At 56.3% G+C, this 21,434-nt stretch carries 15 protein-coding genes; 7 read left to right on the plus strand and 8 right to left on the minus strand.

Annotation, left to right across the window (positions count from 1 at the left end):
• Nucleotides 1–75 precede the first annotated feature (75 nt).
• Nucleotides 76–1,143: a deoxyhypusine synthase gene (locus tag P4G45_RS08230; protein WP_348269187.1), complete on the minus strand. Its 1,068-nt coding sequence runs from the start codon at nt 1,141–1,143 to the stop codon at nt 76–78.
• A 343-nt stretch (nt 1,144–1,486) separates the two neighbouring features.
• Here P4G45_RS08230 and P4G45_RS08235 point away from each other — a divergent pair, with 343 nt between their 5' ends.
• Together P4G45_RS08235 and pncB are read left to right on the plus strand one after the other, a co-directional pair.
• Nucleotides 1,487–1,912 (plus strand): hypothetical protein, encoded by a 426-nt coding sequence (locus P4G45_RS08235; protein WP_348269188.1) that lies wholly within the window; start codon nt 1,487–1,489, stop codon nt 1,910–1,912.
• 446 nt (nt 1,913–2,358) lie between these two features.
• Nucleotides 2,359–3,663 carry a nicotinate phosphoribosyltransferase gene (gene pncB / locus P4G45_RS08240; protein ID WP_348269189.1) on the plus strand — a complete coding sequence of 435 codons (1,305 nt, stop codon included), beginning with the start codon at nt 2,359–2,361 and terminating at the stop codon, nt 3,661–3,663.
• Between the two features lie 7 nt (nt 3,664–3,670).
• Here pncB and hydA read toward each other — a convergent pair whose 3' ends face one another.
• The 5 genes from hydA to P4G45_RS08265 form a co-directional block, all read right to left on the minus strand.
• The gene (gene hydA / locus P4G45_RS08245; RefSeq protein ID WP_348269190.1) at nt 3,671–5,098 is read right to left on the minus strand and encodes a dihydropyrimidinase; all 1,428 of its coding nucleotides are present in this window, start codon (nt 5,096–5,098) and stop codon (nt 3,671–3,673) included.
• A complete protein-coding gene (gene preA, locus P4G45_RS08250; protein WP_348269191.1) occupies nt 5,074–6,492 on the minus strand; it encodes an NAD-dependent dihydropyrimidine dehydrogenase subunit PreA in 1,419 nt (472 codons plus the stop codon). Before preA ends, hydA begins: the two co-directional genes overlap by 25 nt.
• Complete coding sequence (locus tag P4G45_RS08255; RefSeq protein WP_348269192.1) at nt 6,485–7,813, minus strand: FAD-dependent oxidoreductase; 1,329 nt, start codon at nt 7,811–7,813, stop codon at nt 6,485–6,487. The genes preA and P4G45_RS08255 overlap by 8 nt, the downstream gene beginning before the upstream one ends.
• A 53-nt stretch (nt 7,814–7,866) precedes the next feature.
• Nucleotides 7,867–8,673: a nitrilase-related carbon-nitrogen hydrolase gene (locus tag P4G45_RS08260; protein ID WP_348269193.1), complete on the minus strand. Its 807-nt coding sequence runs from the start codon at nt 8,671–8,673 to the stop codon at nt 7,867–7,869.
• Nucleotides 8,674–8,992: 319 nt separating this feature from the next.
• The gene (locus P4G45_RS08265) at nt 8,993–10,234 is read right to left on the minus strand and encodes a porin (protein ID WP_348269194.1); all 1,242 of its coding nucleotides are present in this window, start codon (nt 10,232–10,234) and stop codon (nt 8,993–8,995) included.
• A 484-nt stretch (nt 10,235–10,718) separates the two neighbouring features.
• On the opposite strand from P4G45_RS08265, the gene P4G45_RS08270 reads away from it, so the two are divergent.
• Complete coding sequence (locus P4G45_RS08270) at nt 10,719–12,287, plus strand: ammonium transporter (protein ID WP_348269195.1); 1,569 nt, start codon at nt 10,719–10,721, stop codon at nt 12,285–12,287.
• Between the two features lie 105 nt (nt 12,288–12,392).
• On the plus strand, nt 12,393–12,731 hold the full coding sequence (locus tag P4G45_RS08275; protein WP_348266006.1) for a P-II family nitrogen regulator: 339 nt from the start codon (nt 12,393–12,395) through the stop codon (nt 12,729–12,731).
• A gap of 71 nt (nt 12,732–12,802) precedes the next feature.
• On the opposite strand, the gene P4G45_RS08280 is transcribed toward P4G45_RS08275, so the two are convergent.
• Nucleotides 12,803–13,711, minus strand: a complete 909-nt coding sequence (locus P4G45_RS08280; RefSeq protein ID WP_348266007.1) for a LysR family transcriptional regulator — start codon at nt 13,709–13,711, stop codon at nt 12,803–12,805.
• A 110-nt stretch (nt 13,712–13,821) separates the two neighbouring features.
• On the opposite strand from P4G45_RS08280, the gene nuoI reads away from it, so the two are divergent.
• From nuoI to P4G45_RS08295, 3 genes are all read left to right on the plus strand, one after another.
• Nucleotides 13,822–14,325 (plus strand): NADH-quinone oxidoreductase subunit NuoI, encoded by a 504-nt coding sequence (gene nuoI / locus P4G45_RS08285; protein ID WP_348266008.1) that lies wholly within the window; start codon nt 13,822–13,824, stop codon nt 14,323–14,325.
• Nucleotides 14,326–14,747: 422 nt separating this feature from the next.
• A complete protein-coding gene (locus tag P4G45_RS08290) occupies nt 14,748–18,509 on the plus strand; it encodes a carboxypeptidase regulatory-like domain-containing protein (protein ID WP_348266009.1) in 3,762 nt (1,253 codons plus the stop codon).
• A gap of 60 nt (nt 18,510–18,569) precedes the next feature.
• On the plus strand, nt 18,570–20,246 hold the full coding sequence (locus tag P4G45_RS08295) for a CRTAC1 family protein (RefSeq protein WP_348266010.1): 1,677 nt from the start codon (nt 18,570–18,572) through the stop codon (nt 20,244–20,246).
• 32 nt (nt 20,247–20,278) lie between these two features.
• On the opposite strand, the gene P4G45_RS08300 is transcribed toward P4G45_RS08295, so the two are convergent.
• Nucleotides 20,279–21,391: a tetratricopeptide repeat protein gene (locus P4G45_RS08300; protein ID WP_348266011.1), complete on the minus strand. Its 1,113-nt coding sequence runs from the start codon at nt 21,389–21,391 to the stop codon at nt 20,279–20,281.
• Nucleotides 21,392–21,434 lie beyond the last annotated feature (43 nt).

Consider the following 21,434-nt stretch of genomic DNA (forward strand, 5'->3'; position numbering starts at 1 on the left):
ATGGAATCTGATTGATACATAAAAAAAGGACGTTCCAGAGGGAGCGCCCTTTTTTTCGGCTTGATAAGAAGGGAGTTAGACCGTAACGGGAACCTGGTTGAGGATGGTTGCCCATTGCTTGCCTTTGCGGGCGGCGTGGGCCTTTTTGTGGAAGGCGTAGCCAGCGATAAGGGGAAGGGCGAGGGTGGCCTCTGAGAAGACCATCTGCTCGTAGGTGAGGTCTACCTTGCCCCAACTGGATGCTTCTTTCAGGGTGCTTCCGGAGAGAGCACCGTCGCGGGCGTCGGCTACGGTGATCTGGATCGCGTATTTGTGCATCGAGGCTTCGACGCCGAGCACGTCTGCGGCTACGACGATGTCCTGAGCGAAGTTTTTGGGAACGCCGCCGCCGATCATGAGCAGGCCGGTGGTTGGGTTGGCGATCTTGAGCTGGGTGATCTCGTAGAAATCTTTGGCGGAGTCGATCGAGACCATTGGCTTGCCCTGACGCGCGTGCTGGTGAGCAACGAGGCCGAATCCGGCAGAGCAGTCGGAGAAGGCCGGGCAGAAGATGGGAACGTTCTTCTCGTAGGCGGCGAGGATGATGGAGTCGCGTCCGCCTGCTGCCGGGGTCTTGCCTTCCTTGACCAGGTAAGCACCCATCTCGCGGATGAACTCGCGAGAGCTGTAGGGGCGATGTTCGAGGGAGTTGGTGATCTGGTGGATGGTCTCGTCGCAGATGCGCAGCTCTTCTTCGTCGATGAAGGTATCGTAGATGCGATCGATCATCAACTCGCGGAGATCGGCGTCACCGGCACCGTACTTATACTCGTCACCGGCGATGTAGTGGTTGAAGCCGAGGGCCTCGAAGAAGTCCTGATCGACGATGTTTGCTCCGGTGGAGACGATGGCGTCAACCATGTTGTTGCGGATGAGATCGATGAAGACCTTCTGCAGACCGGCGGAGATGAGCGAGCCGGCGAGGCAGAGGATGACGCCGCAGTCGGTGTCGCGGAGCATCATGTCGTAGATGGAGGCGGCCCGGGCGGCGTCGCGAGAGCTGTAGGCCATCGACTGCATGGCGTCGATGAGGGGGACGACGTTGTGCTGCTTGATGTCGATGTGCTGAATGGGCTGGCTGAGGAGTTCTTTTTTGGTTGGCATGGCAAGTATTAGGATAGCAACTTTGGGGCTGTATTAATGCGGGTTTGAGTGTAAATTTCCGTTGTAAAAGCGCGCTGGAGATGGATCGGGCTTGCAGAAGCTGCTGGAATGGGTGGCACGGAGAAAAACGTACCTCAGGGGCTGAAGCCCCGTTTCCGATGGAGGATCTGCGGCACGGCTGAAGCCGTGCCCTTAAGCGAGACGGGCCTTTTCCGGCTGGTTCGTTCGCTGCGTCGGCCTGGAGGGTGGGCAGGATGGCGGTTTCGCTGATCTCGGCTACGGGTGCGAGATCTCCGTAGCGAGGGTTGGTGATGACCTCTTCGACGGACTGGTTATCCTGCTGATGGGATTCGGTTTCGCCGACTTCGGGCAGGTTGAGGCTGGCGATCTGCAGGCCGTAGAGGAGCAGACCGGCTTGTTTCGTCGGGAGGTTGTCGCAGGCGATACGCTGAAGGACTTCGGTGATGGCGGCCAGGATGGAGCTGCGATCTTCGAGTGGGGGCAGCTCAAACTCCGTCCAGGTCCGGCGCTCCCGCTTCTCGTCGGCGAAGCCGCGTGTGGTGTGATGGTAGTAACAGAAGTGCTCGCCATGCAGCGATGGGCTGCCGCATCGGTGGCCGTCGATGAAGATGTGGCGGCAGCGGTAGCGTTTGGATTTATCTTGTGTGGCCTCGGTCGTGGCTTCGATGATCTTCATGGTGTATCCCCCCCTGTACTTAAAGTCCCAAAGTCTTCAAAAGAAAGGGCCTACCTGTGGACTTCGAGGTAGACCCGGTTAAATGCGAAAGCCCGGCACTAGGCCGGGCTGTTGATTTACTGCATTGGGTTAATTGTAGCGGATGGGAGATAACTCTTTTGCAATTTTATGTTGCTGAAGATGCAGGAGTTATGCGATTTAGGGCTTGACAAGGTTTTCCACAGGAGGGTTAGGTGCAACGAAAAACCGGACCTCAGGGGCTAAAGCCCCGTCGCACGGGAATGCATTTGCGGCACGGCTGAAGCCGTGCCCTTAAGCGAGACGGGGATCTCTCCCAGGTTATTGAAGTTCCCTGCATTCGAGCAGTTCGGGTTACCCGGTCCTCGGTGTGGGCAAGATTTGGCGATCCGGGTGGCGGGTCGAGCTTGACGGTTTGTGTCCTGTCTTCGTCTGAGCGCGTGCTGATTGGAAGGAAGCGGACGGTTGCGTGTTGCGGGGCTGGAGGCGAGACTGGTGGCATGAATGTTAATTTTGCGGAGCGGGCGCATAACCATAACTGGAAGCTGGATCCAATTGTGCGGTCGCTGCTGGACACGGACTTTTATAAGCTGCTGATGCTGCAGTTCATCTGGAAGAACTTTCCGCAGGTGCATGTGACCAGCGAGGTGGTGAATCGGACGGTTTCGGTGAAGCTGGCGGAGCGCGTGGGCGCGGCGGCGCTGATCGAGCAGATGGAGCATGTACGCGGGCTGCGGTTTCGCAAGAGCGAGATGGTTTGGCTGGCGGGCAATAGCTTTTATGGAACACGGAGCATCTTTGAGCCGAAGTTTCTGGAGTGGCTGGAGCGGGACTTCAGGCTGAGCGGCTATGAGGTGATGGAGCAGGACGGACAACTGGTGCTGCGGTTCAGCGGGCTGTGGACCGAGGTGACGATGTGGGAGATCTATGCGCTGGCGATTGTGAGCGAGCTGAAGACGCGGTCGGCGCTGGCGGAGTTGAGCGAGCTGGAGCTGGACATTTTGTATGCGCGGGCGAAGACGCGGCTGTGGGACAAGATTGAGCTGCTGCGCGGGGTGGACGATCTGGAGCTGTCGGACTTTGGGACTCGGCGGCGGCATAGCTTTTTGTGGCAGGAATATGTAGTCGAGGCGCTGCGGGCGGGGTTGGGCGACCGGCTGAAGGGAACGTCGAATACGGCGCTGGCTTATAAGCACGATCTGGAAGCGATGGGCACGAATGCGCATGAGCTTCCGATGGCGCTGGCGGCGATGGCGACGAGCGATGAGGAGTTGCGGGCTTCGCAGTATAAGGTGCTGGAGCTTTGGCAGCAGAGTTATGGTGGCGCGCTGCTGGTGATGCTGCCGGATACGTTTGGGACGACGCAGTTTCTGGAGGGCGCACCGGATTGGGTGGCGGATTGGACCGGGCAGAGGGTGGATAGCAAAGACCCTATGGCTGCGGGAGATGAGTATATTGCGTGGCTGATGCGGCGGGGGCGCGATGCGAGAGGGAAGCGGCTGATCGCTTCGGATGGTTTGGACGCGGAGGACATTGTTAGGCTGGTTGCTTATTTTCGCGGGCGGATACGGTTCAGCGCGGGTTGGGGGACACTGCTTACGAACGACTTTCGGGGGTGCCATCCGCGAGGGGAGGACACCCTCGAACCGATCAGCCTGGTGTGCAAGCTGATGACGGTGGAGGGCAGGCCCGCAGTGAAGCTGAGTGATAATGCGCGGAAGTCGACCGGGCCGGCGGAGGAGATTGCACGGTATCGGCGGGTGTTTGGGAGTGTGGCGGTGGAGGGAGCGCTGGTGGTTGTCTGAAGATGACTCAGCGCCATGCTCCGCCGCGTGGCTCGCGCTTCAGATATCGGCCGCGGCCTGGCTTGCCGAGGAACCTTCCGTGCTCGACGATCAATTCACCGGCGGAGTAGACCTGCCGCGCATTTCCCCTGACTTGATAGCCCTCGAACATGGAGTAGTCGCAGCGCATGTTGTGGGTGGCGGCGCTGATGGTGTGCTCAGACTCGGGGTCCCAGATTACGATGTCGGCGTCGCTGCCGGGGGCGATCGTCCCCTTTTTGGGATACATGCCAAAGATGCGCGCCGGGGCGGTGGCGGTGATCTCGACGAACCTGTTCAGCGAGAGACGGCCGGAGTTGACGCCATGATGATGGATCAACTGCATTCGGTTCTCGATGCCCGGACCTCCGTTGGGGATCTTCGTAAAATCGTCGATGCCCAGTACCTTCTGATCGGCGAAACAGAAAGGACAGTGGTCGGTCGAGACCACTTGTAGATGATCGTGCTTCAAGCCATCCCACAGGCGGGCCTGGTTCTTTTTTTCGCGCAGAGGAGGAGTGAAGACATACTTGGCATCCTCGAAGGAGCCGGTGTTCATATTGTCTTCAATCGAGAGCAGAAGATACTGGGGGCAGGTCTCGGCGAAGGCGGGAACTCCGCGGTCGCGTGCTTCGCGGACCTGGTTCAAGGCGTCTTCGGAGGAGAGATGCACGATGTAGACGGGCGCGCCGGCGATCTCAGCCATCGCGATTGCGCGCTGCACTGCTTCGGCTTCGGCGAGCGTGGGCCGCGTGAGAGCATGATAGATCGGTGCCGTCTTACCTTCGGCGAGGGCCTGCTGGACGAGCACATCGATGACGCTGCCGTTCTCGGCGTGCATGCAGACGAGCGCGCCGTTTTTGGCGGTCTGCCGCAGCGCCTTGAAGATGGTGGCATCGTCGGCCATGAGGACGTTGGGATAGGCCATGAAGAGTTTGAAGCTGGCTACGCCTTCGCGCACGAGGTCGTCCATGTCGTCGAGGCCAGCCTTGCCAGCGTCACTGCCGAGATCGGTGACGATCATGTGCAGACCGTAGTCGATACAGGCTTTGCCCTCAGCCTTCTTCCACCAGAGATCGAGCGCGTCGCGCATCTTCGTTCCTTTGGCCTGGATGGCGAAGTCGACGATGGTAGTTGTGCCGCCGATAGCTGCGGCGCGGGTTCCGGTCTCAAAGTCGTCGCTCGACATGGTGCCGCCGAAGGGCATGTCGAGATGGGTATGCGCGTCGATGCCGCCCGGCAGAACAAGCATTCCCGCCGCATCGACAACCGTATGTCCGTTAGAAGAAATTCCGGCGCGGACTTCTTTGATGACTTCGCCTTCTACCAGAACATCGGCGGCGAAGGTCTTGTCCGCGGTGACTACGGTTCCATTCTGAATGAGCAAACCCATCAGCAACTCTTTCCTGTGAGGCATTCGGCAGTACGTTCTTCCCAAGTCTCCGATGGCAGATGTGTCTTCACTTCCACCATGGTGATGCAGTCATCGACAGGACAGACCAGCGAACACAGATTGCAGCCCACGCATTCGGTCTCGTCCACTCGAGGAATTCGTGCGAGCGGAGTTGCATAGCTGGGAGTTGTAACACTCGCAGCGTCCAGCTTCGGAATCGGAGTAACAGTAATTGTGTTTCTGCTTGCAGCTTCTATTTCAGATGGCTTCAGGTGTAACTCAACGGGGCCGTCTATTGGGCCGCTTACGCGGTCGACGTGGATGCACTGATGCGCTCCGTCCCAACATGCGGTGTAGCAGAGCCCGCAGCCGATGCACTTCGCTTCATCAATGTGCGCGACGACTTTGTAGTTCAGGTTCAGGTCCTTCCACTCCGTCACCTTTGGAAGACTGAGCCCACGAAAGTCTTCGATGGATTGAAAACCCTTCTCGCACATCCAGTTTTGAAGACCGTCGATCATGTCCTCGACGATGCGGTATCCATAGTGCATCACCGCCGTGCACACCTGAACAGTGCCGGAACCAAGCAGGATATATTCAGCAGCATCCTTCCATGTGGCGACGCCACCGATGCCGGAGATAGGCAGCATCGACTCCGGATCGCTCATCACCTGCTGCACCATGTTGAGCGCAATTGGCTTCACCGCCGGTCCGCTGTAGCCGCCATGTGTTGACCTGCCGTCGACATTTGGCTGCGGAATGAATGTATCCAGATCGATACCGGTGATGGAGTTGATGGTGTTGATGGCGGCGAGCGCGTCGGCACCACCGCGTTTCGCTGCCTGCGCGATTACACGAATGTCGGAGATATTCGGCGTCAACTTGACGATGACCGGAGTCGTAGCCTTCTCCTTCACCCATGCCGTAATCATCTCCGTATACTCCGGCACCTGGCCGACAGCGGAGCCCATGCCGCGTTCGCTCATGCCGTGGGGACAGCCAAAGTTCAACTCCAGACCATCGGCGCCTGCGTCTTCGGCCTGTTGCACGACTGTGTGCCATGCTTCGCGGGTGGACTCAACCATCAACGATGCGATGAGCGCCTGCTTCGGGTAACGCTTCTTCACCTCTGCCAGCTCACGCAGATTTATATCAAGCGGACGGTCACTGATCAGCTCGATGTTGCTGAAGCCCATCATGCGCTGGCCATTCCAGTTGATCGATGAATAGCGCGAAGAGGTATTCGTTACCTGCGCTCCCATCGTCTTCCACACGGCTCCTCCCCAACCGGCATCGAAGGCCCGCATAATCTGCTCGCCGGTATTGGTCGGTGGGGCAGATGCAAGCCAGAATGGGTTTGGCGATTTGATGCCCGCAAAAGTAACCGCAAGATCGGGTTTCACTATGTAGTTAGACATACGCGACCTCCAGCAGACGAGCGATGGCCGCTCCGGCACGCTTACCGTCCGCAACTGCGTCTACTACTTCACGACCGCCGTTGACGCAATCGCCGCCGGCAAAGTACTTCGGATTTGTAGTTTGTCCGGTGGCGCGGTCTACTACTACCCGCCCTTGCTGCAACTGCACATCTCGGCATTGGGCTAATAGCTCTAGCATGGGCGATTGTCCAATCGCGGAGACCACCATGCTGCACTCTAAATGGAAGGTCGAATCTTCAATTGGTCGGAGTAAGCCGCCGGAGCCGATCTCCATGCGTGCACATTCGACGGAGGTAATCCCTTCAGAGGACGCACGGATGGCCATCAGTTGCGTCAACCAGAGAAAACGGATGCCTTCCTGCAACGCCTGTCGATATTCAAAATCAAAGGCCGAGATGTGCTTTCTGGTGCGCCGGTACAAGATCGAAACCTCTTTCGCTCCCAGCCGCTTCGCAGCGTTGGCAGCGTCGATGGCGGTGTTGCCCGCTCCTACCACTACGACCTTCCCCTCTATGTGCGTGGTCTTTCCCGTCTTGTAGTCTTCTATCAATTGCAGAGCTTCAGTAACTCTCGGCTGCTGATCGCCAGTAACGGCGAGCTTATGCATTGCGCCAAGCCCTACACCGATGAAGATGATGTCGAACTCAGCTTCGAGTTTTGCAAGGGAAGTCTTAGTGCCAATTTCGACGCCAAATCGAAAGTCGACTCCCAGTTCCTTAATCAATTCGATCTCACGAAGGCTATCGAGCAACGGCAGCTTGTACTCGGCTATTCCATAGGTATTCAGGCCGCCCGGCAGAGGATGCTTGTCGAAGATAGTTACCTGAAAGCCTCGCTGCTTCAATTCCGCCGCCGCAGCCAAGGATGCGGGGCCAGCGCCGATGCAGGCAATCTTTTCGGGACGATTCTCATATGACTTACGCGGCAGCCTTCCACCTTGCGCATGAAAGTCGTCCATGGCAAAGCGCTGGAGCCGTCCAATCTCAATCGGCTGCTGGTTGAGGCCATGCATGACGCAGGCTCCCTCGCATAGTACCTCGACGGGACACGCTCGAGCGCAACTGGCTCCTAGAATGTTTGCATCGAGGATGCCGAGAGCGGCGCCGTGCAGGTTGCCGCTGGCGATCTTCTTAATGAACCTTGGCACATCGATATGCGTGGGACACGCGCCAGTACAGGGCGCATCGAAACAATTCAGGCAGCGGTCCGCTTCAATCACGGCGGCTTGTGCCTGGAATGGTGGATGCAGGTCTGCGAATATCGCTGCAATCTCGGGCTTCTGCTGGAGTAACTCCTGCATTGCTACTTACCTCGTAATGACAAAACCGTCATGGGCTGAACGCCAAAAGGGAACTACGGCTTCACCAGATCGCCGTACATCTCTGGCCTGCGGTCGCGGTAGAACTGCCACGTCTTACGAACTTCAGCTACCTGGTCCAGATCGAGATTGGCGGTCAGCACTTCGTCCTTATCGCGCGAGGCCTCAGCAAATATCTGTCCGCGCGGATCGCAGAAGTAACTCTGGCCAAAGAACTCGCCGATGTTCCAGGGCGCTTCGGTGCCAACTCGATTGATCGCGCCGACAAAGTATCCATTCGCTGCGGCGTGTGCCGGTTGTTCAAGCTTCCATAGATACTCGCTCAAACCAGCGACGGTGGCGGAAGGATTGAAGACTATATCTGCGCCGTTCAGGCCAAGCGCACGGGCGCCTTCGGGGAAGTGGCGGTCGTAGCAGAGATAGACGCCGATCTTGCAGAAGCCGAGGTCGAAGACTGGAAAGCCAAGATTGCCGGGCCGGAAATAAAACTTCTCCCAGAAGCCGGGAGCAAGATGCGGAAGATGTGACTTGCGATATTTTCCGAGATAGTTGCCGTCGCCATCAATGACCGCAGCCGTGTTGTAGTACACGCCGGTGCCTTCCATCTCATAGATGGGGACGACGATGGCGACGTGTAGCTCCTTCGCAAGGTCCTGCATGAGCTTCATGGTTGGGCCGTTGGGCACGGCCTCGGCGAGGTCATACCAGCGGGGAGACTGCTCCGCGCAGAAGTATGGCCCGTAGAAAAGCTCCTGAAGGCAAACTATCTGGGAGCCGTCGGCAGCAGCCTGGCGGATGAGGGGAAGATGCTTGTCGATCATGGCCTGTTTAATCTCGGCCAACGATCTTCCTTCATGTTGAGGGCTTGTAGCCTGAATCAGGGAACAGCGAACGATACGCGACATTCTAGTAAGTCCTTCCGTGGATTCCGCCTCATGCGAGAGTGCAGATCCCTTGGCAAAATTACATTGCCTACTGCTTTAGAGACGTTGCCTGCTGGATTATGAGCCCAGCGGCTTCGGTTCTCATGCGCGAGCTTCGCAGCCCCAACCGGGTGGCGAAATACTTGCAACGGCTTCATTTTACGCCATTGGTATAAAAATAGCCGACCCGCAGAGGGTCGGCTATTGGAGGGTTATTTTGAAGTGTCGTTGCTGGAACTCATCGCTTGGGTCCGAAGAAAGCAATCATGCCAACCGTGATTCCCGGTTGATTTTGCGTACTTGCCGGGTTCTTGTCTTTGTCGAAGAAGTTCGTGTCCGAGTGATCGTTTCTGAACTCCACTCTCGCCAGCATTCCTTCTACCATCTTGTACTCATACGTTATGGTGAATTCGTTCAACGTCTGCGCCGTACCGGTATTGAATCCTTGTGGATCGAGGAAGTACTCAAAGCGCGGGGTGAACGAAGATTTGGCTGTCACCTGATAGTGCGCGGCGGCGGCAATGCCTTGCCAGCGCGCCAAGGATCCGGTCGTGAATCCTGTTCCCGTCGCTACAGCGTTCCGATTCTGGCCATAGTCGTAGTTGATGTAGGCGCTCAACTTTGGCGTTGGGGTCAGCACCAGGTTTGCGTCAATCAAGTTCCGCCAGCCGGTGTTGGTGCCAACGTTTTCCGGCCCTACATAATAATTTCCATAGAGAGTGAACTTCGGCTTTGTGTAGACGCCAGTGAAGCCCAGCGTCTTTCCTGTGTTGTTGTCCTCGGTGTCGTTCCATCCATTCACTAGCTGAAAGCCGCCGGTAAATGACTTCGTCAGTGGCATCGACGTGCGCAAACCCATGTGATAGTAAGGGACGGCATAGGAAAACAGGAGTGAGTGAGAGTAGTTCCAGTTCGTCATTGTTTCAATGACTTCGGCTCCTGCGGAGGTCACAAACTGTCCGAAGTCCGCCTCGAACCCCTTCGCTTTTGCTGGTTTTATCGCTATATACGCCTGCTCAACGTTACGCAGATAGCCTGTCGAACCGCTGGGTTCGGTGGCATGGATCCAGTCAAAGGCCTTGCCGAATCCCAGATCAACCTGGAAACCGATGGGGTCAGGAGAGTGCGACATGGACACCTTCAACATCTCAAGGCTGAATTGATTTGCCTTGAAGTCGAAGTTTTGCAGCTGGTTTACCTGCGAGGCCGGGTTATTGAAGTTGCCGGAATAATAGCCGTCCACGAGACCGCTGAAATCAATCGATCCAACGCTCCACACTGGCGCTGCCGCTGGAGCTGGGGCTGGAGTTGCTGCCGGTGGCTGGGTAGAAGGAGCAGGGGTGTCCTTCGGCGCCGCGGCCGACGGTGGAGACGCATCCTGCGCCTGGGTGTGGCGCACAGTGAAAAGTGCGCCGGTGCAACAGATCAATACCGCAAGCGTAGTCCTGGTGAGTGCAGTCTTCCTCTTCAATTGAGCCATCGCTTCGTGTCCTTTCTCTTACTGAGTTGCTGTGATGGTAGAGCGCAAATCATAGGAAGTTCGTAGAGAAACCGTTAAGAAGTCATAAGTGTACCGTTGCAAATGCCAACGGTTATCTATGGCCCGTTATCCTGCCCGGTGCTACGTCTGAGCAGGCTTGCTATGTGTGTAACTTGGGTATAGCACGCAGATTTTGGCATTCTTCCTGAATCAGCGCATTCGATACGCCACATCACAAAAACTTATCAACACTGCCTTCCTTCAGCACTGGAGAGGGATTTCCGTCGCAAAAAGTGATGCCGTGCATAGAAAAAAGTTCTTCTACGAATCTGCCCTTGCTGCCCGGCGAGGGGCTGTGTAACGGTACAGCTACCGCAACGTAACCAGGGATCGCAAAATCAGGTAGTTGGCTCCAATCATCTTCCGGGTCGAAGCGATACGTGTCTCCATAGCTTCATCTACTTCCAGCAAAGGAGTTCTCTGAATGTCACAAACAGTGAACCAGGCAGTAAGACTATCTCTCCCGCAGAAGATCAGCCGTCTGGGCGAACGCCTGCACGATGCTCAATGGCGCCGTTATGGCATGGTGTTGCTTGCAGGCAAGGCGCTGGGTGTTGCAGCGGTCCTGCTGGTCGCCACCTTTATCACCGAACTCTGCTTTACCAATGTGCTGGCGGCGGATGCCCCCATCAAGGCCGCCGACATCGTCAATCCAGTCAATACTGCGTGGACGCTGATCGCTGCATTCCTGGTCTTTGGAATGCAGGTTGGCTTCACCATGCTCGAAGCTGGCTTCTGCCGGTCGCGAGAGACCGTCAACGTGTTGATGGAATGCGTCGTCGATACCTGTCTCTGCGGCCTGCTCTTCTACGCCATCGGCTTTTCATTCATGTTCAGCCACGGCAATGGATTCATTGGCTATCACTGGTTCTTTCTGAAAGACATACCAGCAACTTATGAAGGTACAGGGGTTGCTTTTCTGGCCTTCTGGATCTTCCAGTTTGCCTTTGCCGATACCTGCTCCACGATTACCTCGGGAGCCATGATCGGTCGTACCGGTTTCGTCGGCGACCTGCTCTATAGTCTCGCCGTCTCCGGCTTCATCTATCCCATCATCGGTCACTGGGCATGGGGTCCGGATGGTTTCCTTGCAACCATGGGAAGCACGGGCTTCTTTCTTCCTACGCTTGGTCAAAGCTTCCACGATTTCGCCGGGTCAACGGTGGTCCATACCATTGGCGGCATGATCGCTCTTGCGGGATCGATCGTTCTTGGCCCGCGTCTCGGACGCAAGTTCAAGCGTGATGGCGGCGGACCCATGCTTCCTCACGATCTGACCATTGCTGCATCGGGTGGACTATTGCTGTGGTTCGGCTGGTACGGATTCAATCCGGGGAGCACGCTCTCTGCGATGGACTTTGAAGGCATCGGCAGAATTTCAGCAAATACCACGCTGGCAGCCTGCGCCGCCGGTCTCACTGCCATGATGGTCGCCTACATTATGAGCAAGAAATGGGACATCAGTTTTACCGTGAACGGATTTCTGGCGGGGCTGGTCGCTATTACCTGCCCATGCTATTGGGTCAGTCCCACGGGAGCCATTATTCTGGGCGGAATCGCCGGCGTCATCGTTGTCTTCGGAGTGGAGTTGCTGGAATGGCTCCGCATCGATGATCCCATTGGCGCTGTGCCGGTTCACGGCATCTGCGGCATATGGGGCACGCTCTCGCTGGGCTTGTTCGCGGTAGGGAAGTACGGTGCGACCGGTCCGCTTGCTCCGGACAACAGCGCACCGCTCCGTGGATTGTTCTACGGCGGAGGCTTGACGCTCTTCAAGGCGCAGTTCATCGGCAGCGCAATCATCACGGTGTCTACCTTTGCGGTTGCCATGCTGGTGATGTGGCTGGTCAATCTGACGGGCACCCTGCGCGTATCGAGAGAGGGCGAGCTTTACGGACTCGATCTACACGAGCACGGCATCTCCGCCTATCCCGAATACGTCATCACGTCTCTGGGGACACCTTCCGGCATCACGCACTCGGACGGCAGATAAGTTCGTGAGGGGATGGCTTAGCGACGGCCATTCCCTCACACTTTTTCTTATCTCGATGACGACGAAAGCTCACCATTCAACCTGATGAATCGATGCGAGGACAGCATGACAAAAATAGAAGCGATTGTAAGACCAAATCGATTTGATGCGATTAAGGAAGCGCTCTCAGAGCTCGGCGTGGAGGGCATGACGGTTGGCGAGGTTCGCGGACACGGCAGGCAGAAGGGTCACACCGAGACCTATCGGGGACGAGAGTATGAAGTCAGTCTGATTCCTAAACTGAGGGTGGAGATCGTGGTTGCAGACGCTCGCGTCGAACCCATTATTGAAGCCATTATCAAACATGGCGCCACCGGCGAGATAGGCGATGGAAAGATCTTCCTCTACAAGGCGGAAGATGCCATTCGGATAAGAAACCAGGAACGTGGCGAACGCGCTTTATAGAAAACATCGGTACAACAAAACAGCCCGCTGAGTTTATCGACTCAGCGGGCTGTTTCTGTTTGTTCCAGCTACTAGGCCGGAAGTCCTGAAGAACCTGGCCCTCCGACATCACGGGTTGCGATCTCCAGAAAGGCCTTCGTTGCTCGGGTCATTGATTTTTCCTTGAGGTAGACAATTCCGAGATCCCGCGACAGGCGCAGGGATTCCAGCTTTACGATCTCCAAAGTACCGCGCTTGATCTCGTCCGCAATATTGGCGCTGGGCAGGAACCCAATTCCGAGGCCCGAGAGGATAAATCGCTTCATCAGCTCGCCGCTCTCCACCTCCATCACGGTCTTCGGCTGAACATCCTGCATCCCGAAGATGTTGAGAATCAGCTCACGCTGCCGTCCCTGCTTCGGCAGAAGAAACGGATACTTCACAATATCTTTTACCCCGGCGTCTTTGATGGAACGCAGGGGATGGTCGGTCGGAACTGTAAGCACCAACTCATCACGATGAATGGTCTCGACCGCAAAGCGCGCGTCCTTTACGGGAAGAGAGACAACTCCAAAATCAATCTCCCGGTTTGCCAGTAACTCGAGGGTACGTGCTCTCTCCGAGCGAATGATCTTCAGCGCCACCTTCGGATAATATTTCTTGAACTCCACGAAGACGTCCGGCAGGACATAGAGGCTGGTCGACTCCTGCGCGCTGATGCCGACTTCTCCGCGGGGGGATCGAAGCTGCTCGGCAACCATCATCATCATGTGCCGCTGGCAGTCGAGAGCGTGTTCGGCAAACGGCTCGAAGACGCGGCCAGCGGCGGTAAAGGTGACCTTGCCGCCCTTCCGGTCGAACAGCGTCTCACCAATCTCGCGCTCCAGAGAGCGTATCTGCGCCGAGACCGCGGGCTGCGTAATCCGCAATTTTTCAGCGGCTTTTGAGAAACTCTTCTGGCGCTGAACCTCAATAAAGGTCTTCAGTTGCTCAAAATCCATGATGATCCCCTAATCCCCGGCACCAGCAGAATCTTTGATCTTATTTCCCATCCTACCCTGTCAGGCGAAGGTCTTCATCAACTCTCTCCGACACAAGTTATACTTATTCCATGTCCAAAGTAAGCGCCGCCGCAGCCATAGCCAAGGGAATGAGCATCACCCTCAAGGAGATGTTCCAGCCGACCGAAGTCGAGAACTATCCCGACGGCAAGGGGCCCATGCGAGGGGCTAAATTTCAGGAGCGCTTCCGTGGGAAGCACCAGCTTCAGCGCGACGAAAACGGCTTGGAAAAGTGTGTTGCCTGCTTCCTTTGCGCCGCTGCCTGCCCGTCGAACTGTATCTATATAGAAGCAGCGGAGAACACGGAAGAGACCCGTATCTCCTCAGCCGAGCGTTACGCCAAGGTCTACAACATCGACTACAACCGCTGCATCTTCTGCGGCTACTGCGTCGAGGCCTGCCCGACCGACGCCATTACCCATGGCCACGGCTTCGAACTTGCGAGCCTTAATGCGACCAACCTGGTCATGCGTAAGGAAGATCTTCTCGTTCCCTCCCACAAACTGCCTGATGCGGTGAGTTCGGAGAAGGACGAAGCCGAAATACTTGCCTGATCTGAATGTGTCGACCTCGCGTCTTTGACGACTGGTGGTGTAGATCGTGGCGTTACTCGCCAGACTCTGGACTTCTTTTCTTTCGGGACAGCAAGCGATTTCCCTTGAAAGCTAAGCCGATGCTGGTGAAGACCGAGACAGAAAGAGCTTTCATAGCTTTTTTTTTTGTCGATCTCAGTAGGCTCAATAGCCTATAGAGGCACCCCCTGCGATAGGCCTACCGGTTCACGGAATTAGTACGCCTAATCCTCGATGAGGTAAATGCTACGTAAGTGTTTGTCGTTGACAGGAACGCTCGATAGGGAGTATCAATACTTTCTGCAGTATATAAACGGTTTAGCAAGCAACTAAACGTCTATGATGCGAACGCACTGATATCGCATTGATTCGTAAAGGTAAACGTTTCTTTTCTTGGAGAGGCCATGATGAAACTCGAATTGCTTTCTCAGGCTTCGGCGAACTCGCCGAAACCGTGTTTTGTGCAGCGTATGACCGGTATCTTGTTGTTTGCTCTACTGGTGCTCGTTGCTTCACCGGCGCTCGCGCAGCAGTTGACCGGCACACTGAGCGGCACGGTCTATGACCAGACAGGCGCCGTCATCCCTGGTTCTTCCGTTGTGTTGAAAAATCAGGCCAGCGGAGACCAGCGAACCACGACCGCTGACAGTACGGGGCATTTCGTCATCACGGCCGTTCAGCCAGCCAACTATTCCATTACGGTCTCCGCCAAGGGCTTCAATAGCTGGAAAGAAAGCGGAATCGTGATGAACCAGGGCGACTCCCGCAACGTTCCGAACATTAAGCTCGCAGTGGGCAGCAGCACCACGGAGGTGGTTGTCTCGGCTGCGGATGTGGTTGTTCCGACCGATACCGCCGAGATCAGCACCTCGTTGAACGAGAAGATGATTAACGATTTCCCACTGGCAGGCCGTGACGCCGGGGAGTTGATCAAGGTCATGCCGGGCATGGCGCTCAATCACGGCGGCAGTGCCGGTTCAAGCTTCAACGACAAAGTTGTGGGCTCCAATAACGGCCCGGTTGGCGCGTACTCCTCCAACGGCACGCAGCCGAACGGCACCATGGCTTACATGCTCGACGGCGCGAACCTGGTCGATCCCGGCAACTTTGGCACTCAGATCGCCAACATCAACCCCGACATGGTTTCCAATATTAAGGTGTTGATGTCGAACTATGGCGCGGAATATGCAAAAGGTCCGGTAATTTTCCAGGCGTTCAGCAAGAGCGGCGGTCAACAGTTCCACGGCGAGGCTTACCTTTATACCCACAACTCGGTACTGAACTCGGTCGATGCTTACACCAAGAGCCAGGGTGGCAACAACAAAGCTGAGAGCTACTACTACATGGGCGGCAATGTCGGCGGCCCGGTACTGATTCCCCATCTCAATTTCAATCGCACCCGGAACAAGCTGTTTTTCTGGGGCGGTTACGAATACATGAAGCAGCAGCCTGCCGGCTCCATCATTAACTACAACGTCCCCAACGCAGCGCAGCTTTCGGGAGACTTCAGCAACGCGGGCATTCCCGCCGCCGCGATCTCTGCGTGGCCCAATTTCTATAACCAGTTGTCGAAGAACACGCCTGCGGGTGGCACAGCAACCTCGTTTCCCACCTCGGATATCGACCCCAGCATTTCGGGCATCCTGAAGCTTTATCCGGCGACCAACCAGACGCCGAGCGCGGCGAACGGCTACAGCAATTACCACTATGTCAATACCTCGCCTCAGAACCGGTGGGAAGCGACGGGTAAGCTCGACTATGCAATCAGCGACAACACCAAACTTACCGGCTCGTATACCCGTCAGAAAGAAAGCGATCTGGCTCCCATCTCCGTCTGGTGGGCAGTCCCCAGTACGCTGCCTTACCCCAGCCCCGGTGCCTCCAGCACGGTAACTTACGTCGTTTTGACGAACCTGACCCACGTCTTCAACCCCACCACGACGAACGAGACTGTCTTCACCTGGTCACACTTCGTCAACCCCTATAAGCTGGCGAATCCGTCGGCGGTTTCGCGCAAGACAAATAACTTCAACGTCCCTGGCCTCTTCGGAAATACCACCGACCAGATTCCAAACTTTCTGCCGGATAACTGCTGTAATGAGTCGCTTGCGAGCATCAACTATTACCCGATGTCGCCCGGCTCTTTTGGCGGCGTCAAGCAAGTGCCTGCCATCTACGACAACCTCACCAAGATCTTTGGCAATCACAGCTTCAAGGTCGGCTTCTATTGGGACGATAGCCGTAACAGTCAGAACAGCACCGCGCCGGACAATGGCAACTATAACTTTCAGACCTACGGTCAGAACTCGACCAATAACCTGGTCGCCGACATGATGCTGGGCAGGGTCTACAGTTACCAACAGCAAAATAAAGATGTTCCTACCAATACGCACTATCACCAGGTATCGGTCTACGCGCAGGACTCCTGGAAAGCCAGCAAGCGATTGACGCTGAACTACGGTGTTCGGTTCGATCACATCGGCCAATGGACCACGATCGGTGCGGGTCCTGGTTTCCAGGTATTCAATGCAGCCGACTATTACAAAAATCCCCTAGCAACCAATCCTGGTTTGCTCTGGCATGCCATCGACCCATCCATTCCGACCTCAGGCTTCCAGACGCCGTTGTTCTATCTGGCGCCGCGCATCGGATTGGCCTATGACGTCTTCGGCAATGGGCGGACGGTAGTTCGCGGTGGCTTCGCCGTGTACCGCTACCAAGCAACCAGCGAGACGGCGAGTGCCCAAAGCGGCCCGCTCGGTTCATTTGAATACACCACTCCAACCCCGTTCACGGGATACGCGAATGTAACGTCTTTTACTCCTCCCTCCTCCGTTTCGCAAAACGGATCGGATATCCATGCAATGCAGCAAGGCGACACTCGTGCTCCGTTCACCAACGACTGGAACCTAACGATCTCCCAGGCGCTGCCATGGCGCTCGGTACTTGAAGCTTCGTATGTGGGCAACAGAAGCGCGAATGAATATATGGATGGATCGAACAGCAATCTTTTCAACCTGAACAACGTTGCTCCTGGCGGCCTCTTCCAGAAAGACCCGGTCCTTGGCCAGTATGTTTCACCGAATGCTCCTTCGTGCCCCGGCGGCGGTGCCACCGACTGGTCGCTGTACTGCCAGAACGATCCCGCAGCCTATACGGCAACTTATACGGTCAACCACTATCGCCCGTACCAGTCCTATCAGAACATCTATCTACTGACTCATGCCCCGTACTCGAAGTACAACTCGCTGCAGGTGTCATTCCAGAAGCAGACGGGTCCTGTAACCTTCGCTACCAATTACACGTTCTCTAAAGTACTTGGCATCCGCGATGGAGGATCCAACAATGGTCCGGGTAACGGTTCCGGAGTCGATCCGTTCGTGCTTCGCAACAACTACGGGCCGCTCGCCTATGACCACACCCACATCCTGAACCTTACGTATAACTGGACGCTGCCCTCTATTCATGGCGAGGGACTTGGCATGCATCTCCTTGGCGGCGCGGTGAACGGCTGGCAACTTTCCGGCTATACCGCGTTTCAGAGTGGAGCACCGATTCAGCCAAGTATAGGAGGTGGCATGCAGGCGACCTACCCCGGCGGCCTGACCGTTCCCACCGTTCAGCACCCGAACCTGCCTGACAATAGTATTCTGATGCCCAATGGACTTCGCGCGACCGCGGTCAACCCCTCGGTCTGGTTTGGCTCCAATGCCTATAACGTGCTGATTCCAGCGCTGACCTGCGATCCGCTCAAAGGTCTGAAGAGTGGGCAGAGGTTCAACCCCAATTGCTTTACTACTCCAGCGTATGGACAGCAGGGACCGACCAACCTTCCTTACATGAGGAACCCAAACTACTGGAACAGCGATCTGGGCATCTACAAAAACTTCCACTTTACGGAAGCCAGATACATCCAGTTCCGGGTCTCCGCAACCAATTGGCTTAACCATCCCAATCCACAGTTTGGGCTGGCCAATAACAGCGATATATCTCTCAACTTCACTCAAACCACCAATGCCACCTGTGGAGGCTGCGTCGACTCGAACGGCAATCCGATCAAAGTCACCTCTCTGTCACCCACAAACACGAACACTCAAACCACGGGAACGCCTCGATTCAAAACAGGCTCCAGGTTTGTGACACTGGCGGCGAAGTTCTACTTCTAGTCCATGCTTTCCATTACCATCTTGAGGGAGCGGTTCACGCCGCTCCCTTTTTTGGAGAGAATGGTTTTCTCAAAACTAATTCGAAGCTTGTTTTGTCTTAGCCTGCTGCAGGCTCTGGCCTTCAGCCTTCCGCTCAAGGGCCAGTCGAAGGCCGCACCGATCCAATTCGATCTACAGAAGATTCCTTTCCGTCTGGAAAACGATGAGACGCCAGCAAAGAACGCGCCCGAAGCGATGGCGGGCGGCGTGGCCATCTTCGACTACAACGGAGATGGGCGTCCGGACATCTTCTTCACCAACGGCGCCAATATCGCCACTCTTAAGAAGGACTCGCCCAAATACGGCAACCGCCTCTTCCGCAACGACGGTAAGGGAAAATTTACCGATGTGACCAAGGCCGCGGGCCTCGAAGGATTGGGTTACGACATCGGCGTTGCGGTTGGGGATTTCGATAACGACGGGCATCCCGATATCTTTGTCGCAGGCGTGCATCGCAACACGCTTTATCACAACAATGGTGACGGCACCTTCACCGACATTACTGCCAAGGCTGGTCTCGGCGACGCGGTGGATCCGCAGTATGGCCCGCATTGGGCGGTGGCTGCCGCCTGGGTCGATGTGAATAACGATGGCCTTCTGGATCTCTTCATCGTCAACTACATGCAGTGGACTTATAGCCCGCAGCCGCTCTGCTCGTTTAAAGGCGTAGCCGACTACTGTCACCCCCGTTATTACAAAGGCCAGCCCGACCAACTTTTCCTGAATAACGGCAACGGTACTTTTACCGATGTTTCAAAGCAGTGGGGCATCGCCGAGCACGTAGGCAAGGGCATGGGCGTGGGCATGGCCGACTACGATCTCGATGGCCGTCCCGATCTTTTCGTGACTAACGACGCCGGCTACGAGTTCCTCTTCCATAATCTGGGCAACAAGTTTGAAGAGGTAGCCTTTCCGAGCGGCGTTGCCCTTTCCGAAGACGGCAACTTTATCTCGGGCATGGGGCTGGACTTTCGTGACTTCAACAACGATGGGTATCCGGACATAACCTACGTCGCGCTGAACACGCAGACCTTTCCGCTTTATGCAGGTTCGCGCGACGGCACCTTTCGAGATGTAACCACCGAAAGCGGTATGCGCAGCCTCAGCTATAACATGTCTGGATTCGGTGCCGGGTTCTATGATTTTGATAATGACGGATGGAAGGACCTATTCGTTACGCGCGGTCAGGTTGCGTCGCAGCCGCACCCGGGTTCGGACATCGATCAGTACAACACTGTGTTTCGCAACCTTGGCCCTAGCGGAAAGTGGGCTGCATTGACCGGGGAGGCAGGTTTGACCGCCTCGCCCGCTGCCCGCCATCGCGGCTGTGCTTTCGGAGATCTGGATGGAGATGGGCGGGTCGATGTGGTCGCCACCGGACTAGGCAAAGATGCCGAGATATGGATGAATCGAAGCGCGAACTCCGGCCACTGGCTCGACATTGCACTGCGCGGCACAAAGAGCAATCGCGACGGCATCGGCGCACGCATCAAGCTGGTGACCAAAAGCGGCGCTGAGTACAACCACATGACTACCAGCGTTTGCTATGCTTCGTCGAGCGACGGGCCCGTACATTTCGGCCTGGGTCCGGACAACCGTGCTGAATCAGTAGAAATTCATTGGCCATCTGGAATTGTTCAGACACTTCATGACATCGCTGCCGATCGCATCCTGAAAGTTACCGAGCCATCGCAGTAGGAGGCTGCGCGGTTCGCAGCCATCGAAACAGCCTACTGTTGCGGACCCTTCGCTTGTTGCGCAGCCGTCAGGCGTTCTACGATCTTCCGCTCTCTCGCTCCATCGGCAGGACGATGCAGCCGATAGTAAAGTGCCGCGAGTTCCACATGCGGTTCCAGCCAGTCCGGATCATCTTGAATAAGCTTTTCGAGCTTCTGAGCAGCATCGTCCTCTTGTCCCGTGGCACTCTCCAGCATGGCAACTTCGTAGCGCGCCATGGAGGACGATGGATTGAGTTGAAGCGCCCGGTCCAGATAGATCTTGGCTTCGGGCAGATGACGTTGCTTGTAAAGGATCGCTCCCAGGTAGAGGTTGGCGTCGAAATCATTGGGGTTGAGTTTGACGGCTTCCTGAAAGGCGGGCTCAGCCGCCTCCGCATCGCCATCCAGGTCTCTGGCCTTTCCGGCCAGTGTATTAATGCCGGGCAGGCTGGGATTCAGCCGAAGTGCGGTGTCGAGATCGTGGCGCGCCTTTGCGAATTCGTTGAGTTGCAGTTGGGTCGACCCGGCGATCATGTAGGCATCCGCGCTGTTGCCCAGATCGGCGGACTTTTCCATGAGCAGCGCGCCATCACGCAGCTTATTGCTTTTGATCAATGCGGATGCCAGCACGAAGTCGAAGTCAGGGTTCTCAGCGTTCGCCGCTTCGAGTGGCATCAACAAAGCCATCGCGTCCGCCGGTTTTCCAAGATGCAGGTCGCAGTCTCCCAGCAGAAGCGCGATGCGGGCATCATCCGGTCGTGCATTGTGTAGCGTCTGAAATTGCGTATGCGCATTTTGCCAGTCGGCCTTCTTGTAATAGGCGAGGGCAAGGTTGAGCACGACGGCATTCTTATCCTGCTGATCCTGGATCGAGGGGAGCGCGGCCCGGTACACCGCAATCGCCTCGTCGAACTGGCCTTCATGGGCCAACGCCGCGCCAAGGTTGACCTCTGCTTCGACCGCGCCGGGATGCTTCGCCAGAAAGCGATGGTAGTCGCGAATGGCCTCCGGAAAGTCGCCGCGTTGCTGGGCGTCGATTGCGGCCTTGAGAAGCGGGTCGGCATTCGGCTCCTGCGCAACTGCCATACAGGAGAAGAGAGCAAAGATAAGCAGCAAAGCGCGCATCGCCTATAGCATAGCGCGATTACGAAAGCTTCGCGCCTGAGTC

The sequence above is a fragment of the Edaphobacter paludis genome (genome assembly GCF_039993895.1).
Classification (GTDB): Bacteria; Acidobacteriota; Terriglobia; order Terriglobales; family Acidobacteriaceae; genus Edaphobacter; species Edaphobacter paludis.